21 protein-coding genes are annotated in these 21,286 nt (G+C 71.2%); 11 read left to right on the top strand and 10 right to left on the bottom strand.

What is annotated here, in order from left to right; all coding sequences use genetic code 11:
- Nucleotides 1–14: 14 nt before the first annotated feature.
- From ACQYWQ_RS14225 to ACQYWQ_RS14200, 6 genes are all read left to right on the top strand, one after another.
- Entirely contained in the window at nt 15–1,463 is a 1,449-nt protein-coding gene (locus tag ACQYWQ_RS14225; protein ID WP_431034961.1) for a recombinase family protein, read from the top strand.
- A 731-nt stretch (nt 1,464–2,194) separates the two neighbouring features.
- Nucleotides 2,195–2,992 (top strand): helix-turn-helix domain-containing protein, encoded by a 798-nt coding sequence (locus ACQYWQ_RS14220; RefSeq protein ID WP_431034960.1) that lies wholly within the window; start codon nt 2,195–2,197, stop codon nt 2,990–2,992.
- 8 nt (nt 2,993–3,000) lie between these two features.
- Complete coding sequence (locus ACQYWQ_RS14215; protein ID WP_431039188.1) at nt 3,001–3,687, top strand: zinc finger domain-containing protein; 687 nt, start codon at nt 3,001–3,003, stop codon at nt 3,685–3,687.
- Nucleotides 3,684–4,931 carry a hypothetical protein gene (locus tag ACQYWQ_RS14210; RefSeq protein WP_431034958.1) on the top strand — a complete coding sequence of 416 codons (1,248 nt, stop codon included), beginning with the start codon at nt 3,684–3,686 and terminating at the stop codon, nt 4,929–4,931. The genes ACQYWQ_RS14215 and ACQYWQ_RS14210 overlap by 4 nt, the downstream gene beginning before the upstream one ends.
- An 18-nt stretch (nt 4,932–4,949) precedes the next feature.
- Nucleotides 4,950–5,552: a MobC family plasmid mobilization relaxosome protein gene (locus ACQYWQ_RS14205; protein WP_431034957.1), complete on the top strand. Its 603-nt coding sequence runs from the start codon at nt 4,950–4,952 to the stop codon at nt 5,550–5,552.
- On the top strand, nt 5,549–7,252 hold the full coding sequence (locus tag ACQYWQ_RS14200) for a relaxase/mobilization nuclease domain-containing protein (protein WP_431034956.1): 1,704 nt from the start codon (nt 5,549–5,551) through the stop codon (nt 7,250–7,252). The genes ACQYWQ_RS14205 and ACQYWQ_RS14200 overlap by 4 nt, the downstream gene beginning before the upstream one ends.
- Before the next feature lie 43 nt (nt 7,253–7,295).
- Here the strand turns inward: ACQYWQ_RS14200 and ACQYWQ_RS14195 are convergent, their stop codons facing one another.
- The 3 genes from ACQYWQ_RS14195 to ACQYWQ_RS14185 form a co-directional block, all read right to left on the bottom strand.
- Nucleotides 7,296–8,258 carry an FAD-dependent oxidoreductase gene (locus tag ACQYWQ_RS14195; RefSeq protein ID WP_431034955.1) on the bottom strand — a complete coding sequence of 321 codons (963 nt, stop codon included), beginning with the start codon at nt 8,256–8,258 and terminating at the stop codon, nt 7,296–7,298.
- 348 nt (nt 8,259–8,606) lie between these two features.
- On the bottom strand, nt 8,607–9,083 hold the full coding sequence (locus ACQYWQ_RS14190) for an NUDIX domain-containing protein (protein WP_431034954.1): 477 nt from the start codon (nt 9,081–9,083) through the stop codon (nt 8,607–8,609).
- A 65-nt stretch (nt 9,084–9,148) separates the two neighbouring features.
- Nucleotides 9,149–10,084 carry an FkbM family methyltransferase gene (locus ACQYWQ_RS14185; protein WP_431034953.1) on the bottom strand — a complete coding sequence of 312 codons (936 nt, stop codon included), beginning with the start codon at nt 10,082–10,084 and terminating at the stop codon, nt 9,149–9,151.
- A gap of 103 nt (nt 10,085–10,187) precedes the next feature.
- Here ACQYWQ_RS14185 and ACQYWQ_RS14180 point away from each other — a divergent pair, with 103 nt between their 5' ends.
- Complete coding sequence (locus tag ACQYWQ_RS14180) at nt 10,188–10,688, top strand: AAA family ATPase (RefSeq protein WP_431034951.1); 501 nt, start codon at nt 10,188–10,190, stop codon at nt 10,686–10,688.
- Here the strand turns inward: ACQYWQ_RS14180 and ACQYWQ_RS14175 are convergent.
- From ACQYWQ_RS14175 to ACQYWQ_RS14160, 4 genes are read right to left on the bottom strand one after another with little or no spacing between them, the layout of a single operon-like run.
- Nucleotides 10,646–11,536, bottom strand: a complete 891-nt coding sequence (locus ACQYWQ_RS14175) for a glycosyltransferase family 2 protein (protein ID WP_431034950.1) — start codon at nt 11,534–11,536, stop codon at nt 10,646–10,648. The two genes, ACQYWQ_RS14180 and ACQYWQ_RS14175, sit on opposite strands and share 43 nt — an antisense overlap.
- Nucleotides 11,533–12,762 carry a glycosyltransferase gene (locus ACQYWQ_RS14170; RefSeq protein WP_431034948.1) on the bottom strand — a complete coding sequence of 410 codons (1,230 nt, stop codon included), beginning with the start codon at nt 12,760–12,762 and terminating at the stop codon, nt 11,533–11,535. The genes ACQYWQ_RS14175 and ACQYWQ_RS14170 overlap by 4 nt, the downstream gene beginning before the upstream one ends.
- Entirely contained in the window at nt 12,759–13,463 is a 705-nt protein-coding gene (locus ACQYWQ_RS14165) for a hypothetical protein (RefSeq protein ID WP_431034947.1), read from the bottom strand. Before ACQYWQ_RS14165 ends, ACQYWQ_RS14170 begins: the two co-directional genes overlap by 4 nt.
- A complete protein-coding gene (locus tag ACQYWQ_RS14160) occupies nt 13,460–14,539 on the bottom strand; it encodes a glycosyltransferase (protein WP_431034946.1) in 1,080 nt (359 codons plus the stop codon). The genes ACQYWQ_RS14165 and ACQYWQ_RS14160 overlap by 4 nt, the downstream gene beginning before the upstream one ends.
- 218 nt (nt 14,540–14,757) lie before the next feature.
- On the opposite strand from ACQYWQ_RS14160, the gene ACQYWQ_RS14155 reads away from it, so the two are divergent.
- The 3 genes from ACQYWQ_RS14155 (at nt 14,758) to ACQYWQ_RS14145 (ending at nt 16,979) form a co-directional block, all read left to right on the top strand.
- The gene (locus tag ACQYWQ_RS14155) at nt 14,758–15,729 is read left to right on the top strand and encodes a helix-turn-helix domain-containing protein (RefSeq protein WP_431034945.1); all 972 of its coding nucleotides are present in this window, start codon (nt 14,758–14,760) and stop codon (nt 15,727–15,729) included.
- Nucleotides 15,726–16,295, top strand: coding sequence for a peptide deformylase (locus tag ACQYWQ_RS14150; RefSeq protein WP_431034944.1), 570 nt, complete (start codon nt 15,726–15,728; stop codon nt 16,293–16,295). The genes ACQYWQ_RS14155 and ACQYWQ_RS14150 overlap by 4 nt, the downstream gene beginning before the upstream one ends.
- Nucleotides 16,296–16,523: 228 nt before the next feature.
- Entirely contained in the window at nt 16,524–16,979 is a 456-nt protein-coding gene (locus tag ACQYWQ_RS14145) for a hypothetical protein (RefSeq protein WP_431034943.1), read from the top strand.
- Here ACQYWQ_RS14145 and ACQYWQ_RS14140 read toward each other — a convergent pair.
- Nucleotides 16,890–17,423, bottom strand: a complete 534-nt coding sequence (locus ACQYWQ_RS14140) for an HIT family protein (protein WP_431039187.1) — start codon at nt 17,421–17,423, stop codon at nt 16,890–16,892. The genes ACQYWQ_RS14145 and ACQYWQ_RS14140 overlap by 90 nt on opposite strands.
- 92 nt (nt 17,424–17,515) lie before the next feature.
- Here ACQYWQ_RS14140 and ACQYWQ_RS14135 point away from each other — a divergent pair, with 92 nt between their 5' ends.
- A complete protein-coding gene (locus tag ACQYWQ_RS14135; RefSeq protein WP_431034942.1) occupies nt 17,516–18,964 on the top strand; it encodes a toll/interleukin-1 receptor domain-containing protein in 1,449 nt (482 codons plus the stop codon).
- 260 nt (nt 18,965–19,224) lie between these two features.
- Here ACQYWQ_RS14135 and ACQYWQ_RS14130 read toward each other — a convergent pair whose 3' ends face one another.
- Both ACQYWQ_RS14130 and ACQYWQ_RS14125 read right to left on the bottom strand, forming a co-directional pair.
- Entirely contained in the window at nt 19,225–19,734 is a 510-nt protein-coding gene (locus tag ACQYWQ_RS14130) for a toll/interleukin-1 receptor domain-containing protein (protein ID WP_431034941.1), read from the bottom strand.
- A gap of 671 nt (nt 19,735–20,405) precedes the next feature.
- The gene (locus ACQYWQ_RS14125; RefSeq protein WP_431034940.1) at nt 20,406–21,116 is read right to left on the bottom strand and encodes an Eco29kI family restriction endonuclease; all 711 of its coding nucleotides are present in this window, start codon (nt 21,114–21,116) and stop codon (nt 20,406–20,408) included.
- Between the last annotated feature and the right edge of the window lie 170 nt (nt 21,117–21,286).

Here is a 21,286-nt window from a genome sequence, read left to right as displayed (position 1 = left end):
GTACACTCATTCCCATGTCGCGTACCAGGCCCGCCAGGGGCACCACCAGCCACGACGTCGCCGGGGAGCCGGCGGCTGTCTACTGCCGCATATCCCGAGCGGACGACGACGATCAGACCGGAGTGGACCGGCAGGAGCGCATCTGCCGGGAGATCGCCGAGCGGCGCGGCCTCGTGATCGACCCGGGGCACGTCTTCGTCGACAACAGCCGTTCGGCGTGGAGCCGGAAGCGGAAGCGGCCCGGGTGGGAGCAACTGCTCGACGGCGCCCGGGACCGGAGCTTCCGGCACATCATCGCCTACCACCCCGACCGGCTCATGAGGCAGCCTCGGGACTTGGAGGAACTGCTCCAGGTGTCCGACGACCACGCCATCACGCTCCACGGCGAGGCCAACCGGAGGGACCTCGCCGATCCCGACGACCGCTTCATCCTCCGTATCGAGGTCGCGCACGCCTGCCGCTCCTCGGACGACACCTCGCGGCGGTTGAAGTCGGCGATGGAGGACCGGGCCAGGGAGGGGAAGCCGCAGGGCGGTGTGCGGCGGTTCGGCTACGCCAAGGGCGGCATGACCGTCATCGAGGACGAGGCCGAGATCGTCCGGGAAGTCTTCGACCGCTACCTGAAGGGCGAGGGCGCGGCGCCGCTCGCCAAGGACCTGCACCGCCGGGGCATTCGCACGGCCAACGGCAAGGCGTGGACCAGCGGCACCATCCGAGCCCTGCTCGACTCCCGGCACGTCGCCGGAATCCGCATGCACCGGGGCGAGGAGATCGGCCCCGGGACCTGGCCGGCGATCATCGACGCGGGTGTCTGGGCGGAGGTCCGGGCCCGGCGCGAGTACCGCTCCGCGGTGCACCGTGAGGCGCGCGGCAAGCCCGCGCAGCGGTACTACCTGCTGCGCGGCCTCGTGATGTGCGGACGGTGCGGGACGCTGATGTCGGGCACGGCCAAGGGCCCTGGACCCGTCTACCAGTGCAACCGGCGCGGGCGCAATGACGAGAAGAGGTGCGCCCGTTCGGTGATGGCGGAGACGCTGGAGCACTTCGTCACGGACGCGGCGGTCGAGCTGCTGGGCAGGCTCAGGGTGGACGGACGGCTCGCGAGCAGCAATCTCTCGGAGAAGGTGAGGGAGGACCTGGAGGGCGATCAGCGGCAGCTCGACGAGCTGAATCAGATGTGGACCGCGAAGGAGATCTCGACGGCGGAGTACCGCACGATGCGCAAGGAGATCACCGACCGCATCGGCAAGGCTCAACGGAAGGTCGTCGTCCGCCCGATGGTGCTCCTGGACGGCCTCACGGGCGAGGGCGCGCGGGCCGCTTGGGAGGCAGGCGACATGACGGATGAGCGGCGCAACGCGGTGCTCCGGTTCCTGTTCTCCGGCGTCGTCATCGACGAGCCGAAGAAGTTCGGACAGCAGATGGACTGGGGCCGCATCAGCATCGAGCAGAACCCGCTGTAGCGGGGACGGGGCGGCACGAAGCGGGCTGACGATCGGGAAATGCGCGGCGGAATATAGCCGAGGATCGCCGCTTAGCCAAACCGGCGTTTCTCCGGAACATAGATCCCCCAACACGCCCGTCGGGTCGCCTGCGCGGACCGGCGGGCGGATGACCCCACGTGTCCGGAGGATGCCTGTGTTCCGTCGCCCTGACCAAGCCTCTCCCGCCCTTTCCAACGCGGCAACCGATCCCGCCGACTCCCCGCCGACGGTCTCCGAGAGGGAGGCCGCCCTCCAGCGCGTGTGTGCCGGGTTCGAGACGGAGATCAGCCCGCGCAGCGCCGCGAGGCTGGCGAGCCTGCTCTCTGCCTCCGGTTATGTCCGCGCCGCCTGACGCCGCCTCGGATGGCCTGTGGCCTCCTGCGAGCGTTTCACCGCGAAGGTCGGCCGCTGCTAAGGGGACTCGGCAGACGGGCGTGCTGAGGCGACGTCCCGAATCGCGGCACGTCAGCCGGGGCCCCGAGACCTGTTCGCCGTGAGCTGTGGGGTTTTCTCGGCGTAGTAGTGGATCTTCGCGCGAGGGTGTGGCTGTGTTGGTGCGGGGCTCGGGACGCCGGGCGCTGACAGTCCGCTGGTCTGCGGATACGTAGCCGCCGCCATCCCTTGGGCGATGCCGCCCCCACCCTCTGATCTTCGCGTGAGCCCGTATGCGGGCCGCCGCGCCTGCCTGCCCTGCCGAAGGAGCCGCCCCGATGAGCCACGACGCCCGCGAGTGGGTGTGGGAGCACAGCACCAGCAAGGGGACCGCCCGCCTGGTCCTCGCCCTGATCGCCGACCGCTGCTGCGACGGCCGGTGCGTCGCGTACGCGTCCGTGCCGAGCCTCATGAAGCGCGCCAACGCCTCACGTACGGCCGTGCGCGAAGCCCTAGCGAAGCTCATCGCCGCCGGTGAGCTGGAGCAGATCGCGGGGCGCAAGGGGCCGCGCGGCGAGACGTACTACCGCCTGCCGCTGGCCGCGACCGGACCCGACCAGCCGTCGGGGTCCAGGGAATCGGCCCCGCCCTCGACCGGTCCGGAACACGAACCGGTCGAGGGACCGGGTCGCGACCCGGGGGCACGGATAACGGCCCCCTCGGGGACCGGATTCCGGCCCGCTGGGGGTGCGGTTTCCGGCCCCCAGAACCGTAGTGAACCGAAGGTGAACGGTAGGTACAGCAGCAGTCCCGCCCCGATCCCGGCCGCTCAGTGGGAGACCGACGCCGCCTCCTGGGAGTGGTCGCGCCGGGCCGGGCACCTCGCCCGCCTCGGTGAGGCGGGGCTGCGCGCCGCCGACGACAAATGGCGCGCCTACCGGTCGACCAGCACGCCCCGCCCGGCCGCCGCCTGGGCTGCCGACTGGCGCGCGTGGATCGCCCGAGAACACACCCCCGCCCCGCCGCAGCCCACCCCGGCCCTCGGTGGCGCACGGCCCGCCACCGGCATGACCCGAGCCGATGCCCACCTGCACGCCCTCCTCGACGCCGTCGCCGAAGCGACAGGAACGGAGTGAACGCCACCATGGAACGCAACGAGATCGCCGCAGTTCTCGCCTACCTCGGCCGCCTCGACCCCCGCACCATCCGCACGGACCCGGGTGAGACCCGCGACCAGCTCGCCCAGTGGCATGAGCTGCTGCACGACATACCCTTCACTACCGGCCAGGGCTGGGACGTCCGCGAGACGGTGCGCGCGCAGGTGCTCGCCTCGCCGTACCCGCCGCTGCCCGTGGACATCGCCCGCGCCTGGCGGGCGCACCGCCGCGACCGCCTCGACCGGCACACCGACCCGACCCCGGCCGCCGACCCCGACGACACGGCCGCGTGGCAGGCCGAACTGGCCCGTACGCGGCGGGCCGTGGCGGCCGGTGAGGCCGCCCCCGCGTCGCATCGCCAGCTCACGAGCGGGGGCCCGCATCGCGACGTCGCGGCTCGTCTCGGCTCCGTCGGGTCCCGCATCCCGGCCGAGGCGCGGGCCGCGCTCGCTCCGTACCGCCCGGCCCGTACCGCGCGGGAGGCGGCCGTACGGGAGGGGCTCCCGGACGCGCTCGGCGTCCCGTGCCCGTGGTGCCGGGCGCGGGCGGGCGAGGCGTGCCGCAGCCGCCGGGTCAGCCCGGACGGGCGGGCGCGGGGCAACGCACGCCGGGCCACCCCGCACCCGACGCGCCGCGACCTCGCCGTGGCGCGCGGCGAGCGGGAGGCGGCGTGACCAACCCGCTCGGAACCGCGCCGCTCGCGGTCGGCGGAGTGCTCGTCGCGGTCGCCCTCCTCGCCGCCGGCCGTCTCCGGCGAGTCCGTACGGGCGGGCGCGGCACGGTCGCGGTGAAGGTCGCCGCGCTCGCCGCCGCGTGCTGCACCGCGTACAGCGCGGACACGAGCTGGCGGTTCGCGGCGCACCACCTCGACATGCGGGACGGTGTTGAGCGGACGGTGATGTTCGGCGCCGCCGAGCTCGCGCTGTTCGCGATGGCGCTGCTGGCGCGGCAGAACCTGCACGGGCCGAGGCGGGCGGCCGGGCTGCCCGGGGTCCTGGTGTGGGTGATCACCGCCGTGCAGACCCTTCCCGCGTACGCCGAGTCCGGGCCTGTCGGGGGAACGGTGCGGGCCTTCGTCGGACCCGTGATGGCCGCCGTGCTCTGGCACTCGGCGATGGGCATCGAGCTCCGGCACCGTACGCCCGACGCCGCGTCGCGCGGGCTGGGCGCGGTGCTCGTACGGCAGGGGCGTGAGCGGCTGCTGGCCCGGCTCGGGATCGTCGAGCAGGACCGGGGAGCCGCGCAGATCGCCCGGGACCGGGCGTCGCGGCGGGCCGTCGCCCTGGCCGCCCGGCTCTCGGAGATGCCGCCCGGGCGGCGGGCGAGGCGGTCCGGGCGGCGCGTGATCCGCCGCTTGTCGCGGGCGCTCGCACGGGCGGGGATCGACGCCGATCCCACCCGCGACGGGCAGTTCCTCCGGCAGCTCGCGACCCGGCGTCAGGCCGCTGACCTGGCGACCATCGACCTGCCCGCGCGCTGGGCGGGGACGGGCGGGCGGCCCGTTCCCGGGCATGTGAGCACAGCCGGGGGAGCAGCGGACGGAGCTCGGGAGCACCCGGGCGGAGCGCCCTTTCAGCCCGTCGCCCGCCCGGAAGCAGTCCGGCCCGACGACACCGCCCGCCTGGAAACAGCCCGGCCCGGCGCTCCCGCCCGCCCGGACAGGCCGGGCGGGCATGGCGGGACGCTTCCGCCCGCCACCGGAACGGCTCCCGAGCCTCACCGCTCCCCGGGCCGCAAGCCCCGCGCTTCCGACGACCACCTGCGCCGCGTCGCGCGCGAGATCCACGCCTCGCAGGGCCGCCTGTCCCGCGACCTCCTGGAGAAGGCCGTGCGGGAGGCCGGATACAGCGTCGCCAGCGACCACGCGGGCGAGATCGTCCGCGAGCTCAAGGCCGAACTGAACCGCCCCACCGGCTGAGCCCCTCGAAGGAGAGCCATGCACCAGCAGCACCGCGACACCTCCGTACCGTCCCAGCAGCCGCAGTCGTCCACCGACCGTTCAGGCGGAGCAAGTTGTAGGTTCGGACACTCCCCCGTCGGGGGCGCGTCCGAACCAGAGGCCGCCCCAGGGGTGGCGGGCCCGCTCCCGCGCCAGGGGGCACGGGAGGCGGCGACCGAGGGCGGTGCGCAGCGGGGAGGGCGCCCCGCCAAGGCCCGTATCCGTGAGCGCGAGCAGCGCCGTGCGCACAGCGTCCGCCTCAGCGAGTCCGAACTCGCCCATGTCAGCACGGCGGCAGAGGCGGTCGGGATGAGCGTGGCTGGATTCCTCGCGCACAGCGGCCTCGCCGCCGCCAGCGACCTCGACCGCACCGCCGCCTCCATCGCCGACCGACGCGACACCCTGACCGCACTCTTCAGCCTGCAACGCCAGCTCGGTCACATCGGCAACAACCTCAACCAGGTGGCCCACGCCCTGAACAGCGGCGTTTACCCGACCGGTTTGGAGGCCACCCCCACCGCCGTCCGCCAGGCCGCTGATGGGATTCGGCGGCTGACCGCCCGCATGACCGGCCCGGACGCGGGCGGGCCGGCCCGATGATCCCGTCCCTCCACAAGCAGGGCCGCGACACGGCCCGCCTCCTCGCCTACCTCTACGGGCCGGGCCGCCGCGAGGAGCACACCGACCCGCACCTCGTCGCCTCCTTCGACCACCAAGCCCCCGACCCCGGCCGTGACCCGGACACCACCCGCGCCGACCTCGCCCGCCTCCTCGACGAGCCGCTGCACCTCCTGCCCGCCGATGCCCGCCCCGCCGGCCACGTCTGGCACGCCTCCGTACGCGCCGCCCCCGAGGACCGGACCCTCACGGACGCCGAGTGGGCCGACATCGCGCGCCGCGTCGTCGCCGCCACCGGCATCGACCCCGGCGACGGGGCGGGCTGCCGGTGGGCAGCCGTCCGCCACGCCGACGACCACATCCACCTCGTCGCGACACTCGTACGCGAGGACGGCCGCCGCCCCCGCCACCACCTCTCCGCCAAGCGCGCGCAGACCGAATGCCGCGCCATCGAGAAGGACTACGGGCTGCGCCGCGTGAGGACGGGCGACGGCACCGCCGCGAAGCGCCCCACCCCCGCCGAGCAGCACAAGGCAGCCCGCAGGAACCGTGACCGCACACCCCGCGAAGAGCTCCGCCAAGCCGTCCGGAGCGCCGTCGCGGGCGCGTCCAGCGACGCGGAGTTCTTCCGCCGCCTCTCCGAGGCCGGCCTGCGCGTCCGCACACGCGTCGCACCCTCGGGCGACGTCATCGGCTACACCGTCGCCCAGCCCGGCGACCGCAACGGCAAGAACGAGCCCGTCTGGTTCTCCGGCTCCAAGCTCGCCCCCGACCTCTCCCTCCCGCGCGTCCGCGCCCGTTGGGCCGCGCCGGAGAGTACGCGGCGGACGGATCTCCCCGTGACCAACGGCCCCGCGCTCGCACGCCGCCGCACCATGACCGCCGCCTGGGAAGCGCTCCTCGTCATCGACCACGGCGAGGACACCATCGTCGCCGCGCACGTCGCCGCCGCCGGAGAAGTCCTCGACGCCCTCGCCCAGACCTCCGCCGCGCACACCCGCCAGGAACTACGCGCCGCCGCGACCGCCTACGAACGCGCCTCCCGCTCCCACATCCGCGCCGCCCACGGCCACAGCCAAGCGCTGCGCCGAGCGGCCCGCGACCTCGTCCACAGCGGCCCGGCCTTCGGCCGGGGCGAGGAGGGAGCCGCCACAGCGATGGCGCTGGACATGCTCGTCTTCCTGGTCACCGCCGCAGCCCGCTGGCACGCGGCCAAGCACCACGAGCAGCAGGCCGAAGCGGCTCACCAGGCCGCCGCACACCTGCGCGCCGCCTACCGAACGGCCGCCGCCGCACCGCTTGCCCGCCTCCACAAGCACGGCACGGCGCTCACGCCCACCCAGCGCCGCCACCACGCCACCACCCTCCACAACGCCCTCCCCGACCTCGCCGACCGCGTCCTCGCCGAGCCGGGGTGGCCCGCGCTTGCGGCGACCCTCGACGAGGTACGACGCGGGGGCGCCGACCCCCGTGTACTCCTCCGCAGGGCGGCGGCGCGACGCGAGCTGGACTCGGCCGAGGACGTCAGTGACGTCCTGGTCTGGCGCATAAGGCAGTTGGGCGCATTGTCAGCCGACGTGCCCAAGGCTCCCGCCCGTGAGGCTCGTCGCGCCGCCAGCTCCACCCCACCCGAGGGAGCCCCGGCCCTGGCGCCCGCGCCCAGCCGCACGCGGCACCGCTGAAACCACCGGCTGGAGTCATCACCGACACGGAGCCCCAGAGAGATCACGGCGCCCCACGCCCACGCCTCACCAAGTCGAGCGCCTCACCAGCGCACCCCCACGACAACGTCACCCCCGCACCCCCATGTCCATAGTTGTGCACGACCCGCGCCCCGCCCGCCGCCCGCTCCTCCTCCACGCGCACGGCGGCGCGGGTCGGCCGGGCTCCCACTCGGTGCTCCAGAACGCGCACCCCCGCCAGTCGCGGCTCGACCTCCGCGCACCGGGTCAGAATCCCGGCCGCCTCGTCGTCCCGCGCGAGGCCGCCTTCGCCCTCGACCGCCGTACCGCCCAACACGACCGTCTGCCCGTGCGGGTAGAAGCACAACAGCTCCGACGAGGTCCCCGTGTCCTCCGAGAAGAACTCCGTCAGGCCCGGGTTCTCGACCACGACGTGCTGACCGCGAATCGGCCGTAGCTCAGTGTCCGGGGCCAGCTCCCGCGCTCCCAGCCCCGAGCAGTTCACGAGCACGTCAGCCGGTCCCGCCTGCGCGAGCGAGGGCACGCGCCGCTCCTCGACCGTCCCTCCGGCCGCCTCCAGCCAGCGCAGCAAGTACCCCAGGTAGACGGGCATGTCGATCAGCGGGACGGTGAACCGGTACCCGACCGTGAACCCCGGCGGCAGCTCGGCCGCCTCGCACGGGCGGTAGTCCGGTAGCGTCGTCGCCCACTCCGGTGGAGCCTCCGCCGTACGGGATGCCTCGACGCCGCTCGTCAGACGTACGCCCGTCGCCGAATCGCCCGCCAGCTTGTGGAAGACCTCCAATGACCATCGGCTCCACTCGTCCACCTTGGCCTTCGGCTCGACCAGGTACGGCCCCCACATCGCCCCCGCCGCCAGCGACGTGACCCCCGGGATCTCCTCGGCCACCACGTGCACCGGCAGCCCCGCCTCCGCGAGAACGACTGCGGTGGTGAGCCCGGCGACGCCCGCTCCGACAACGACGACGCGCCTGCGTGGTGTCACGTCTACGGCTCCCTAAGCTCTGCGGATTCCGGCCCGGCGCCGCATCGCACGCCCCCTCGAAGTACACCGGGTTGAATCCATTCTCCGCCCGGTCTGCCCGGCCTGGGTGTTCTCCCACAGCCGTGCCGGCCTCCGCAACGCCACCGCCGACCGCATCGTCGAGCGAGTCCACGCTGCCCGAGTTCACTACACCAGCCCGACCACGCAGGCCACGCCCCCACACCCGCCGTGCCGTCCGGCGCCATGGACCGCCAGCGACCCCGCACGTCGACGCTGACACCCAACGGAGGACCGACTGAATCTCCGAGTGTGAGCCTGGCGAGAGGACTTGATGGGGCCCGCGCCCGCCTACTGCGCGGTGACCGGCCATCCGTGGCGTGAGAAAAAGGGACCTCCATCGTGGTAGGCGCCCAGTGCCCGCGCGGAGGTCGGGAACGCGGGTTCGGGGAAGCGATCTGCCGCCACCCACCGGGCGGCCAAGTGCTTGTCCGGCTCGGTGTTGGTCAGTTCGCCGGTCCACTTGTCGGTGGCGAAGACGAAGAGGACGAACTGCCCGGCCTGATCAAAGCCCTCTTCTACGTGGATGACCTGGACGAGTACGAGATCGGCCAGATCGACGAGCAGGCCGGTCTCCTCCTCAAGTTCGCGGGCGGCAGCCCCGTCCAGGGCTTCACCGGGCTCGGCCTTGCCGCCCGGGAGGGTCCAGGCCGGCTGGGGGGACCAGTTGCGGGCGGCGTAGAGCACGGCGGCGATCGTGTGGGTGTTCCGGTCGTGGACGATCACACTGACCACGTTGCGGCTGTTCATGACGTTGGTGTTGGTCACGGTGCCACTCCTTGTTGAAGTGCCGGAGGATTCCGGTGGTCCGGGCCTGAGACTGGTCTCCGCAGCTAGGACAGCCGGGCTGCTCGGCGCCCGAGCGTGAGCCGGGCGGCGTCGGTGCGCGAGAAGACGAGGTCGGTCATGTGCTTCGGGGGCTCGGTGCACCGGACGGGCGACTTCGGTCGGCGCATGGCTCGGGGGTACGTGGCAGGGTCGTAGTCGTTGGTGAGCGTGTACGGGTGGAAACCGTGCTCGCGCAGGGCGTCGATGATGCCGGTGGCGCTCTCGCCCTGCTTGGCCAAGACCTTGGGGGTGACTTCCACGACCAGCTCCACGTCCTCACGCAGATGGGGCAGTGCGGGCCGCAGTCCCCTGATCGCCGCTGCCTCGGCGCCCTCGACGTCGATCTTGATGACTCGGGCGGTGGCGAGTTCGGTCTGGTCGAGGAGTTCGGTGAGCGGTGCGGCCGGTACGTCGAAGGTGGCGTGGAAGTGGCGGGGCCGGGTGGCGGTGGTGTGGCCGAGGTTGGCCGGGTCCTCCAGGTACAGGGCCAGCGTGCCGGTGTGGTCGGTGGCGGCGGCGCGGACGGGGCGGATGTTGGTCCGGTGGTTGGCGGTGGCCGCGCTGGTGAGGTCGTCGTAGAACTGCGGGGTGGGCTCGATGGCGACGACTCGGCCGGTCGGTCCGACCGCGTGGGAGGCCAGGAGGCTGAACGCGCCGCGGTGAGCCCCGACATCGATGAAGGTGTCCCCGGCCCGCAGGCGGTCGCGCAGGAATGCGCTCAGGTTCGGCTCCCACTCGCCGAAGAGGTACTGGTAGCGCTGGATGACGTCGCTGGTGGTGACGGTGACCAGGTCACCCGAGCGCAACCGGGCCTTGGTGTCGAGCGGACGGGTTCGCAGGTGGTCGTCGAGGAAGCGGTCGACGAGCTGGGCCTTACCGATCGTTCCGGGAGTGTGGCGGACGTAGGCCCGCAGCAGGCGGGCGAGTGCGGAGGAAGGCACGCGTGTACTCCTTCAGGTGGCGGAGAGGGCGGAAGGCGGTTCCTGAGTAGGCCGTGGTGGCAGACTTGCTGGTGACCATGTGTGGTGGTGAAGGGAGTTGTCGGTGACCGAGAGTGCTCCGGTGGTGTTCCTGCTGGTGGGGATCACCGGTTCGGGGAAGACGACCTACGCCCGGCGGGAGCTGGAGCCGCAGGGGGCGGTACGGCTGTCGGTGGACGAGGTCGTCCACGAGCGGCACGGCCGGTACGGCGTGGACTACCCGGAGAACACCTACTTCGAGAAGGAGGCCCCGGTCGTCGCCGAACTACACTCCCGGCTGGTCGAGTTGGTCTCCGAGGGCCGGGACGTGGTGTGGGACCACGGGCTGTGGCCGCGCAAGGACCGCGACACGATGAAGGAGTTGGTGAAGTCGGCCGGCGGTCGGTGGCGCCTGCTGTATTTCCCCGTCGAGCGGGACGAGCTGCTGCGCAGGCTGGCCGCGCGCAATCAGCGGGGGGACGCGAACGCGCTGATCGTGACCCCCGAGGCGCTGGACGACTTCTTCGCCCGCTTCGAGGTGCCTCACGGCGAGGGCGAGGAGATCGTGGAGCCGGGCCGGCTCTGACGGGGCGGTCGCCAGGCGGTGGCGATGCGGGCGGCTTCGGCGGCCCAGCCGTGGGGCATCCGCTCCAGGGTGACGTGGCGGAAGCCGAGGCGGGGGTCGGAGACGTCGATGCGCCTGTTGTGGCGGTCGACGTGCTCCAGCAGGCGGCCGGCCTCGTCCCGGACGGCGGGGCTCTGCTCGCTCCAAGCGCCGGAGGCGAAGCGGTCGACGCGGCGGCGGAGGTCGTCCAGAACACCGGAGCGCCACTTGAAGTGGTGGACGCAGGCGAGGGCCTGCGGGTCGGGCTTGCGGCCGGGGGCGCGGTGGTTGCCGGAGGCGACGGTGACGTCCGAGAGGGCGAGGACGATCTTGCGGGGGTCGCCTCGCAGGAGACGGTGGGTGAGGTGGCCGCCGAGCGGAAAGGTCCTGTCAAGCCCACTCTCGGGCCGCCAGAGCACGAGTCTGCCGTCCGCGCTGACTCGGTCGAGCATCAGGCCGCCCACAACCGCCCGACCGTTCTCCTCGGCCTCGGCCGCCACGTCGCCCAGCGCGGCCGGGTAGGTCTGGAACTCGTCGGAGTCGGCGAGCAGGTGCCAGCCGGGGCCTGCCTGCTCGCGCAGGGCGTCGCGCAGTTCGGTGTTGGTGTGCTCGTGCCACGGCCCGGTGCTGACCTGGCTTGTGGGTAGCCCGAGCTCCCGGGCGGCGTCCAGCAGTTGGCGACGCCAGGCGTCCGGGACGTGCTCGGCGAAGTGGAAGGCGAGGTGGAAGCGCTCGACGCCGAGCCGACGGTAGTGGGCGGTCCAGGCGGTCAGCAGGGCCGGTTCGACCGCGCCGATCACGGCGACCAGCGCGGGGGCGGCGGGCATCATCGGTGCTCCTTGATCAGCTCGGTGTAGGTGTCGATGAGGTAGGCGGCCTGCTCGGTTGCCGACGGCATGTCCACTGCCGTGGGGGCCTTCAGTCCCGGCCGCTCCGGCGGCCCGTCCGCCAGAGCGTCGAGCGCGGCGGCAAGGGCACACGGGTCGCTGGCCGGGACCACCCGGGCCCAGCGCTGCCCGGCCAGCCGCTCGGTCAGGTCCGGGTCGTGGTCGGAGACGATCAGCGGGACACGGAGCCGGGCGGCGTCCATGACCAGGCCGGACTCCTTGCCCGTACCGGGACACCGGGCCACTACGGCGGCGTCGGCGGCGGCGTAGACCAGCCGGAGTGCGTCTTCGCCGACCGGGCCGGGCACGGTGTGCACCCGTACGCGGGGCAGGCGGTGCCACCGTTCGAGTACCGCGTCGTCCAGCGGAGTGCCGCAGACAAGGACGTGCAGCGGCTCGGTGAGACGGGCCAGGGCCGCGTCGATGGTGGCGATGTCCTTGTAGGGCCACCAGCCGCCGATCAGGCAGACCGCCGCTGCCGAGGAGGAGATGGTGAAGGCGGCGCGGGCTCCGTCGCGTTCGGCGGCGGTGAGGGGCTGGCCGTCGTCGACCGCGAACGCCCGTACCCGCCCGGGGAGGTGGGGGAAGATCGGGGAGAGCCGGTCGCGTACGGCGGTGGTCGGGTAGAGGGCGACCACGCGCTTCTCGCTCCGCCGGGCGAGCCGACCGAGCAGCCGGACCGGCGCGTCTTCGGTGGTCACCAACTCGTGCACGAACCGCAGGTGCGGGGTGCCACCGAGCAGAGCGGCCATGCCGTGCAGGGCTTCGCTCGCGCTGAGGATCACCACGGCCGTCGGCTGATAAGCGAGGCGGCGTGCGGTACGCAGGCATCCGGCTTCGGTGAGGCAGCGCGCGACCAGGGTGATTTGGTGCGGGAGTCGGCGGAGCGGCAACGGCCAGCGCCGTGAGCGGAAGGCGCGCTTGCCGACGGTTGCAAGGCGTTCCGCCACGCGCGCTGCGGCCAGCAGAGTCTTCGCCGCCGGGCCCACCGGCCGTGTGGCGACGCGGGCGCCGGACCGCAGCAGCGGTCCGGGTCCGTCTGCGATCCCCTGCGGGGTGATGACCACGGCACCTGGGCGGGCGGTGGCGAGCGCCGTCAGCGTGCGCTGGTGGTGCCCGCCGCCGAGGTGCGCCTGCGGCTCGATCAGGACCAGTGGGCCCGTACTCATCCGGCGACCGCCTGCTCGCCGTGCAGCGTGATGAAGTGCCGGTGGAGCGTGGGCGGGTCGTTGAGCGCACCGAAGCGCTCGGGGTCGCGGGCGGCAGTACGGGCGAAGTCGACACCGTCGCGGGCCCCGGCTGCGGCGTAGTCGGCGAAGTCGCCGTCATTGCTGGCCGTCCAGGCGTCGATACGTTTCTGGGCGGAGGCTTCGGTCATGCCGTACTCGCTGCCGCGCGCGAGCATCGCGCACTCCCGGAAGCCCGCCTTCCAGGCGTGGAACGGGGTCTGGTTGAAGAGGGTGACCCCGGCGGTGTCCGGGCTGAACTCGACCCGGCCGGGCAACGCCGCCAGCACGTCGACAGCCTGGCCCATCTCCCGCAGTGCGCTGGTGCGGATCAGCTTGAGACCGCCGTAGCCGTAGGTGAGGCCGTTGACCGGGTTCACGGCCTGCCAGACCCGCATCGACACGCCCGCTGCCAGCGGCTCGACCGCACTGGCGGGGAAGGCGGGGTCGATGGCGAAGTCGCCGTCGGCGAGGAAGAACTGCTCGGTGTCGACGAGTTCGGCGGTGAGCCGGTAGGCGCGGCGCATCCCGCGTACCCCGTGCAGGCGCTTGACGGTTCCGCCCAGCACGCGGGCCAGGCGGGTGTGCAGGGAGTCGGCCAGCGGCTCGTCGTAGGAGAGCATGACCGCGTCGAAGCCGGTCACTTGATCGCCTCCAGGTAGCGGGCGGCCACCGCATCGGGCGTCAGGTCACTGGTGGAGGCGTGCGCGCGCTTGGCTTGCGCCAGGTAGAAGTCCGGGTCAGTAGCGAGGCGTTCGGCGATGCGGACGGCCTGGTCGTCGGTGTCGAACACCAGCTCCGGGTCGAGGTGCTCGGCCAGCCAGCCGATGCGAGGGCCGATCACGGGCAGGCCCATCGCCTGGCAGTCGATGACCGACATGGACCAGGGGCAGCCGGGCCGGAACGGCGCGATGCCGAAGTGGGCGCCGGCCAGCAGGTTGCGGTAACGGATGCGGTCGCCGCGGTCGGAGGCGGTGGCAACGCCGTCCATCGAGGCAAGCTCCTCCAGGTTCCGCTCGGGGCTGGGGTCCAGCCGGATCCGCTTGGCGCTACGGGTGCCGAACAGGTCCATCACGGTGAGCCGCACCGGGGCCTCGGCGACGAGGTGGCGGGCGAGCCGGGTGAAGCGGGCGGTGCCGTAGTGGGCGTACAGACGGTGGTTGTAGATGCCGACAGCTCGGCTGTCCGGCGGGGTGATCTCTGCGGGCTCGCGGACCAGGCGTACGTCCCTGGGTGCGGGGACCACGTGCAACTTGTCGCTGATCTCGATGCCGGTGCGGGTGGCGGCAGCGGCAGTCCAGGAGGCGGCGGTGCCGCTGTGGACCAGGACGCGGTCGCAGGCCGCGAGACCGGCGGCGAAGGCCAGCAGCACGCTGCGGCCCAGCCCGCCGTCGTCCATCGCGGGGTCCGGTTCCAGCTGGCCGATGTCGCTGAAGGAGAACGGCAGATAGTGGCAGTAACCGGCGATCCGTGCGTCCACTCCGGCTTCCAGGAGCGCGGCACGGATAGCGGGGGCGGCCTCGATCTGGTTGGCCACGACCACCTCAGGCTGCTCGCGACGGAACAGCCGGACCCAGGCGCCGACGCTCGGGTCGAAGCGGGCCCGGTACTTGGTCGACGGCGACGTGGTCTGCACGAACTCCACGCGGCCGTCCCCGGCCGGGACGGGAGCGGCCACGGTGACCTCGACCCCGGCGTCGGCCAGAGCCGGGGTGAGCATGTCGGCGAAGGTGTAGCCGGAATCGGCAGTCAGCTGACTGGAGTTGGAGACGTTGAGCAGGTACAGCAGGCGCATCGCTTGAGCCCTCCCTCTCTCGGCCCGGGTGGAGACCCGGGCTGGCAGAAGAAGGAAACCCGCGACCAGGAGCGTGACAGAATGATGAATCGAGATCACTCACGGTTCATTCATCTCATCCAGCAGCCGGGGCGGGGGCCTTGATGGACGAGCGCGACGACAGCCCGACCGTCGAACAAGCCGCCGAGGCGTTCGCAGCGGAGCTCGCGTACTGGCGCGAGGTGCGCGGTCTGTCCAAGCGGGGGCTCGCCCTCAAGATGGGCTTCGACCCGTCGTACGTGAGCCACGTGGAATCCGGCCGGCACAAGCCGACCGGGGACTTCGCACGTCGCTCGGAGGAGACCCTCAACGCGGGCAAGGCGATCTGGAAGCGCTGGCTGGACTACGAGACCGCCAAGAACCGAACGGCCCCGGCGGCGGCTCCACCCGCCCCGCGCCGCCCCGAGCAGCCTTACGCGACAGGCTCATCGATCATCGTGGCGCACGACGGCGCCCGCCTGGACTTCGACGGCACCCACTACCGGCTGACGATGCGCCGACTGTTGCGGAACACCGGCAGCGAGCCGATCACCCGCTACCTGATCCGCATCAGCGTCGACCGCTACCCCGGTGAGCCCGAGCGCTCCAACGCCCATTACCGCGAACACCCGCTCACCTGGGACGAACTCGCACTGACCGCGACATGCCACGGCGAGACGATGACGTGGCAGACGAAGCACGATCGCGACGCGTTCAAGGAAGTGTGGCTGCTGTTCGAGAACGAGCAGGGCCGCTTCCCGCTCTACCCGGGCGAGGAGGTCTGGATCGAGTACGCCTACTCGGTCGGCGAGGAGAAGTGGGGCCGCTGGTTCCAGCGCGCGGTCCGCCTGCCCACCGAGCGCCTTGAAGTCGAACTCGCCTTCCCCGCCGACCTCGACCCAGCCGTATGGGGAACGGAGACGTCGATGACGGCCGAGGCGGCGCCGCTGCGGACCGCCCCGATCCGGCGGGAGGAGGAGGGGATGCGCGTCTTCTCCTGGAGCACCTCCACGCCGGCCCTCCACGCTCGGTACCGTCTGGAATGGCGCTTCCGGGCCGGACCCGAACGCCCAACGACACAAGGAGAGATCAGGTGATCCAGGTGCGGCCCAGCCGGCAGATGCGTGACCTCGGCGTCGTCCAAGAGGGCGCCCCCATCCTCGCCGAGCCCGCCCGAGCGTTCGACCTCCCCGCCGAGCGCGAGGCCGCCGAGGAGGTCGTCGAGAAGCTGTTCACCGCGATGGAGCGCATCGGCCGGGTCCACCCCTTCGCCAAGGGCATGGGGCTCGCGGCACCGCAGATCGGCATCGGCCGGGCCGCCGCCATCGTCCAGCCCACTGTTCCGGACGCTCCGGCGATCGTCCTGCTCAATCCGCGGATCACCGACCGTTCCGACGAGACGGACGAGAAGTTCGAGGGCTGCCTGTCCTTCTTCGACGTGCGGGGTATGGTCCCCCGCCCGCTGTGGATCACCGTGGAGGCCAGCACCCTGGACGGCCAAGTGGCCACCACCACCTACGAACGCGGGATCGCCCGCCTTATCCACCACGAGATCGACCACCTTGATGGCCTGCTCTACACCGCCCGTATGGCAGCGGGCGTCGAGCCCATCCCTGTCGGGCAGTACCGGCAGACGGGCCGGGCGTGGTCCTACGAGCAGTGAGCGCCAACCCGACAACCCCAAGGACCCGTTCGCGTTAACCGGGCTCCTGATCACCCCGGCTCTGAGTGCCGTCGGGTTCGTCCGGCTCAGAGGACGCGGCCAGGGCCTCACACGGGACGCGGAGCCGGACGGGGAGCCGAGTCCAACCCCCTTCGGCGGCAGGGATTCCGGAGCAGCCCCGCGATAGTCTCTCGACGCGGGGGTGCCCGACGGAGGGGGAGCATGTCAGTGAGCATCGGCAACGGCGAAGCGGACCTCAGTACCACCGCCGCCAGCGGCACTGCACTGAGCACCGACCGGATCAAACACCTGGAGTTCGTCCAGGCCGTCATCATCAGGCTGGGGAACAACTCGTTCCTACTCAAGGGCTGGGTGATGACGCTCACCGCCGCTGTCCTGGCGCTCTCAGCAGGGCGGCTCAGCTGGCAGATCGCCCTGAGCGGGATCGTCCCCCTGCTGGGCTTCTGGTATCTCGACTCGTACTTCCTGCGCCAGGAAAGGCTCTTCCGGGCCCTGTACGAGGAGGCCCGGACGCCCGACAGCACCGTGGAGATGCTGTCGATGAACGTCGGGCCGTACCTGGCGAGGGTGACGCTAGCAAAGGCCGCCTTCTCTCAGACACTGGTGCTGTTCTACGGCGCCCTGCTGATCGCCCATCTCACGGTCATACTCGTGGCCCGCTGAATCACGCCCCGGGGGCGCAGGCGGCCGCAGCAGGGCGGCCACTTCATCGGCCAGCGCGTCGAGCAAGGCCGCGTCCCGGACGCCCTCCCCGTCTTCCGGCCACAGGGGGCCGATCGCATCGCCCCGCCACCGGGGGACGAGATGGACATGAGCGTGGAACACCGTCTGGGAGGCAGCGGAGCCGGCGGAGTGGATGACGTTCATGCCCTCGGGGGTGAGGTGGCCGCGCAGGACGGCTCCGACGCGGAGCGCGGTCGCGAGTAGCTGTTCTGCCTCCGTCGGCGCCATAGCCCAGAGGTCCGGCACATGTGCCCGGGGCACTACTAGCGTATGGCCAGGGGTCGCCGGGACCAATGGGAAGAACACCATGGAGTGGTCGTCCTCGAAGATCATTCGTGCCGGGCCCCGGTGGACCGCGATGGAACAGAACGGACACGGGTGCATGGACGTCCTCGCCTTCGAGGTCGAAAGTTCTTCGGGGCATTCCCCGGTCACCACCCTGACAGAAGGAACGGACGAGGAGGGGCGACACCGCCGTGGGGGGCATATTCATCAACTACCGCAGGGGTCCACGTGCCACGGACTCGGTGCATCGGCTGCATGAGCGGCTCAGCCGTCACTTCGGTGACGCCCAGGTGTTCCTCGACACGTCGTCGATGCTGCCGGGCAACCGTTATCCAGACAACCTCAGAGACCGGGTGCACGACTGCGAGGTGCTGATCGTCACCATTCCGGAGGGCTGGCTGGAAGCGCACGACCCATCGGGCGAGCGGTGCCTCGACCGCGCGGGCGACTGGGTGCGGCACGAGATCGAGCTCGCGCTCGTTGCGGGGAAGACCGTGATCCCCTTGCTCCTTGACGTCGCAGAGCCACCGCCGCGCGCGCTGCTTCCCGCATCGATCCGGGAACTCGCCCTCAGGCAGGTGCATCGCGTCACCTCAGACGATTGGGACACGGCCGTCGAGGAGCTGATTGCCACGTTGGAAACCCTGGTGGCGCCGACATGGGTGCCCATCCCCTCCGACGAGCGGCCGCCACGGCAGCCCGGTCGGCTGCTCGGCTGGGCCACCGGCGTCCTCGCCGCCGCGCTCTGCGTCCTCGTGCCGTGGTCCGCGGCGGCCGAGGAGCCTCCCCCGGAACCGGGCGATGCCCCGGCCTCCCTGCTGCTGGCCGTGGCGTCCCTCGGGCTGATGGGTGCCGTCATGATCGCCGTACTGCTGTCCTGTGGCCTCATGCGCCGCCCCGTCCAGGCGTGGGAACGTGACCTGCAGGACGCCACGCAGGAGAACTACCTCCGGGCGACCTATCCGGTGCCGGTCTTCCTCCTGCTGTTCGCGGCGCTCCTCGTGATCCAGGTGTGGGGTCGGAGTCCTGGGTTCGCCGTCGTACTGATGCTGGGCATGTGCGTCGCCGTCGGCCCGATGGCAGCCAGCTTCGTGCGCTCCCTCAAGAAGGACCGCGAACGGTGGGTGCGGTGGCCTGAGTCGATGCCCGCGACAGCTCCAGTGGCGGTGGTGCGGCGGGAGATCGCTCGGCTCGACGCGCGTACGCAGGGGTGGGTCGCGCCGATCCGGCGAGAGCAGCGGGACCGGGCACGGTTCGCGCTCGGAGAGCTGTCCGGGGTGGTGGCGGCCCAAAAGCGGGCGGCGGAACGTGGGCGGTTGCTGTGGCTGCGTGAGGCGCAGCCCTGGATGTTCAGCGGGTACGTCCTGTGGTTGGTGCTCACCATCGCCCTCACCCTCACCTGGGCCCTGCCCCTTGGAAGCGGATTCACGAGTGCCGGCGGGGCACGGTTGCACGTGGCACCCGTGGCCGCTGGGGTCGTGGGGTTCGGGTTGTCCATGGCGACCATGGAGTGCGCGTACCGCTACCAGCGGTCGCAGCGCCGGGTGTTCCGCACCGAGGCGGTGCGCCGGCTCGCGCTGGTGGAGGCGCGGATCGACATGCTGAGTGCACCATCCCGTACACGGCTGGCGACCACGTGAACGTCCAGGCCAGTGCGGCGGCCAGCGAGCCGACCCCAGCGCCGGGATCCAGGATGTGCACGGTATTGCTCAGCTCGTCTAAGCGAGGCATCGAGGCGATCAGGTCGGCGGCTGGTGCAGGAATAAAGAACTGCCTCAGGGCAGCCTGGGTCCGAGGGGCGAGCATAGTGACTCCACCCCCGCGCCTCGGTGTTCTCAACCTCCCTCAGCCGCTAACGTCGCCGTGACCAGGACGGATGATCTCGGCGACTCTCCTACCCTTAGTCCACCGCGAGCTGGTCGTCTTCGACGGCCACCAGCTCTGCGATCTTCATGGCAACAACTGCCATCGAATCCTCAGCGGTGTCCAACCCGTTCCGGGATGCAAGTAGGGGGCTGATGTCCCGGAGCTCGCCGTAGGTCGTCTCGTGTATGACGGGGAGCAGCAGGTCACGTGCAAGGAGCTCCGAGAGCTCCTTGTCAGAGACGCCACCGGCCTCGAGGCGTGTCAGTAGCGCAGGGGTGACCAGAACGAGACCTGTACGCGACCTCGCCAGCCCCCTGTCAATTTCTCGCATGAACGGTTGGCCAAGCGCGATGTTCTTCTCGCTGAACCATACCGACACGCCCTCTGCTTCCAGCAGGTTGCACAACTCCGCGGCAGCACCGCGCCGGTCATCCCACGCGTGGCAGAGAAACACATCGCACAGGTCGGGCTGTTGACGCGCACGCAACACGGTGGCGTCGCGAACAGGGGTCAGACCCTTCACCTCGCCAGGCGTGTAGATCACGGTAGAGGTGCTCGGCGACCAAGGCGCCCGCACTTTGCCGCTACCGGAGCTGCGGCTGCTGGTCGCACCGCCCCCGCCGCTGCTGCGCGGGGTGTAGACCGGCGACGGGTAGTAGGTCCGGGACGACGAGTACCCGTAGCCTCCGCTGCTGCACGCGGGGCACGCCGCCCGGCCACTGGCGGTCCGATGACCCTGAACTGGGGCTGTACAGCGGCTCATGACTACATGGTATTCGTGTGGCTACCGCTAGGTTGCGATATCGCAAGGGCGGACCGCCCGTCTCGTCTGCGCCTCGCCCCGACACCCCAAAGTCACGGACAGCTGACCAGGAACGAGACGGGCGATCCGGCCGTGGGTGCCGGGCGGCGTGGTCTCAGTTCTGGTCTCATTCACCCCCATCCAGGCGGGTTCAGCCGCTGTTCAGCGGTTCGCTCCACCGCAGGTCAGGACGGGTTTGAACCCCGGCGGACCCTGTTCGGGAGAATTGGAAAGCGTGATGCTGGCGGGAAGAGCGCCGTTCGGCCAGTAGTCGATGTTGTTCGATTGGGCTACTGGAGGAGAGCGCGGCCGACCTGGAGTATGGGTGGTAGCCGTGGTTGGGATGAAGGGCGTGGAGACGGTCGTGTACGGGGGATCAGACTCCGGCCATACACGGAGCGAGCATCGCGCCCTCAGATCGGGCTGAGATCCGTCAGCCCAGGCTGCCCCGGCTCGCCGTCGGAAGCGGAAGGGGCCGCCCCATGGAGCTCCAGGTGAGCGACTATTGCTTCCTGCAGCGGCTTTGGTCCCCCAGGCTGCGCGGGCATGCCATCCGCCCAGTCGATACCGCGGTGCACTTCGTGCCACTTCGGCCGAAGCTGCTTGTCCTCGCGCCCTGCCCCCTGCTGGTTCACCCCGAACCCTTCCAGCACCACGTTCCATACGGGTTGCAGGTCGCTGATCATCAGTCGTTCAGCCATGGGCGTGAAGAGATCGTCGGCGGGAAGATATCGCGCGAAGAAGTCGCCGAGTTCGAGGTCTAGAGCAGTGCCGATCTTGCGGGCGTGCTGCCGGAGCCGGTCCCGCAGTTTCGTACCTTCCCACGCCGCGCCCACTTTCTGGCCCTTGCGGCTACCCGCTGGATCGGCCTTGCCCACGTAGATGGGTATGTCGCACTTCGCGGAGGAGATACGCGCGTACAGCTTGTTGGGTCCCGCGTAGTAGATGGCGTAAATGCCGGAGCCGCGGAAGTCGGGGATGTCACCGAGGGGCACTGGCTTCGACGACACCAGGGCCCAGAGCACGCTCCGCCCGAGGTTCTCACGTCGGAGCGGGTCGTAGATGCGGTCGCGCCCGGACTCAGCGGATGGAACCCGAAGACCGCGCTCGCTGGACTCGGTCACGGGATGGCTCCTTCGCCGGGCTCGGTCTCCCTATGTCTCGGCCCGCGACGGTCGGGGAGACGTGGGTCATCAAAGGAACTGTAGTCGCCACATGGTGAAGATTTTGGCCAGAGTGACGGCGTGATCACTTACTCCGCGGTATGGTTTTACCTGCACTGATCTGCTGGGAG

Source organism: Streptomyces sp. P6-2-1, from assembly GCF_050613165.1.
Classification (GTDB): Bacteria; Actinomycetota; Actinomycetes; order Streptomycetales; family Streptomycetaceae; genus Streptomyces.
The sequence above is the reverse complement of the archived record's forward strand: the minus strand, read 5'-3'. Positions and strand labels throughout refer to the sequence as shown.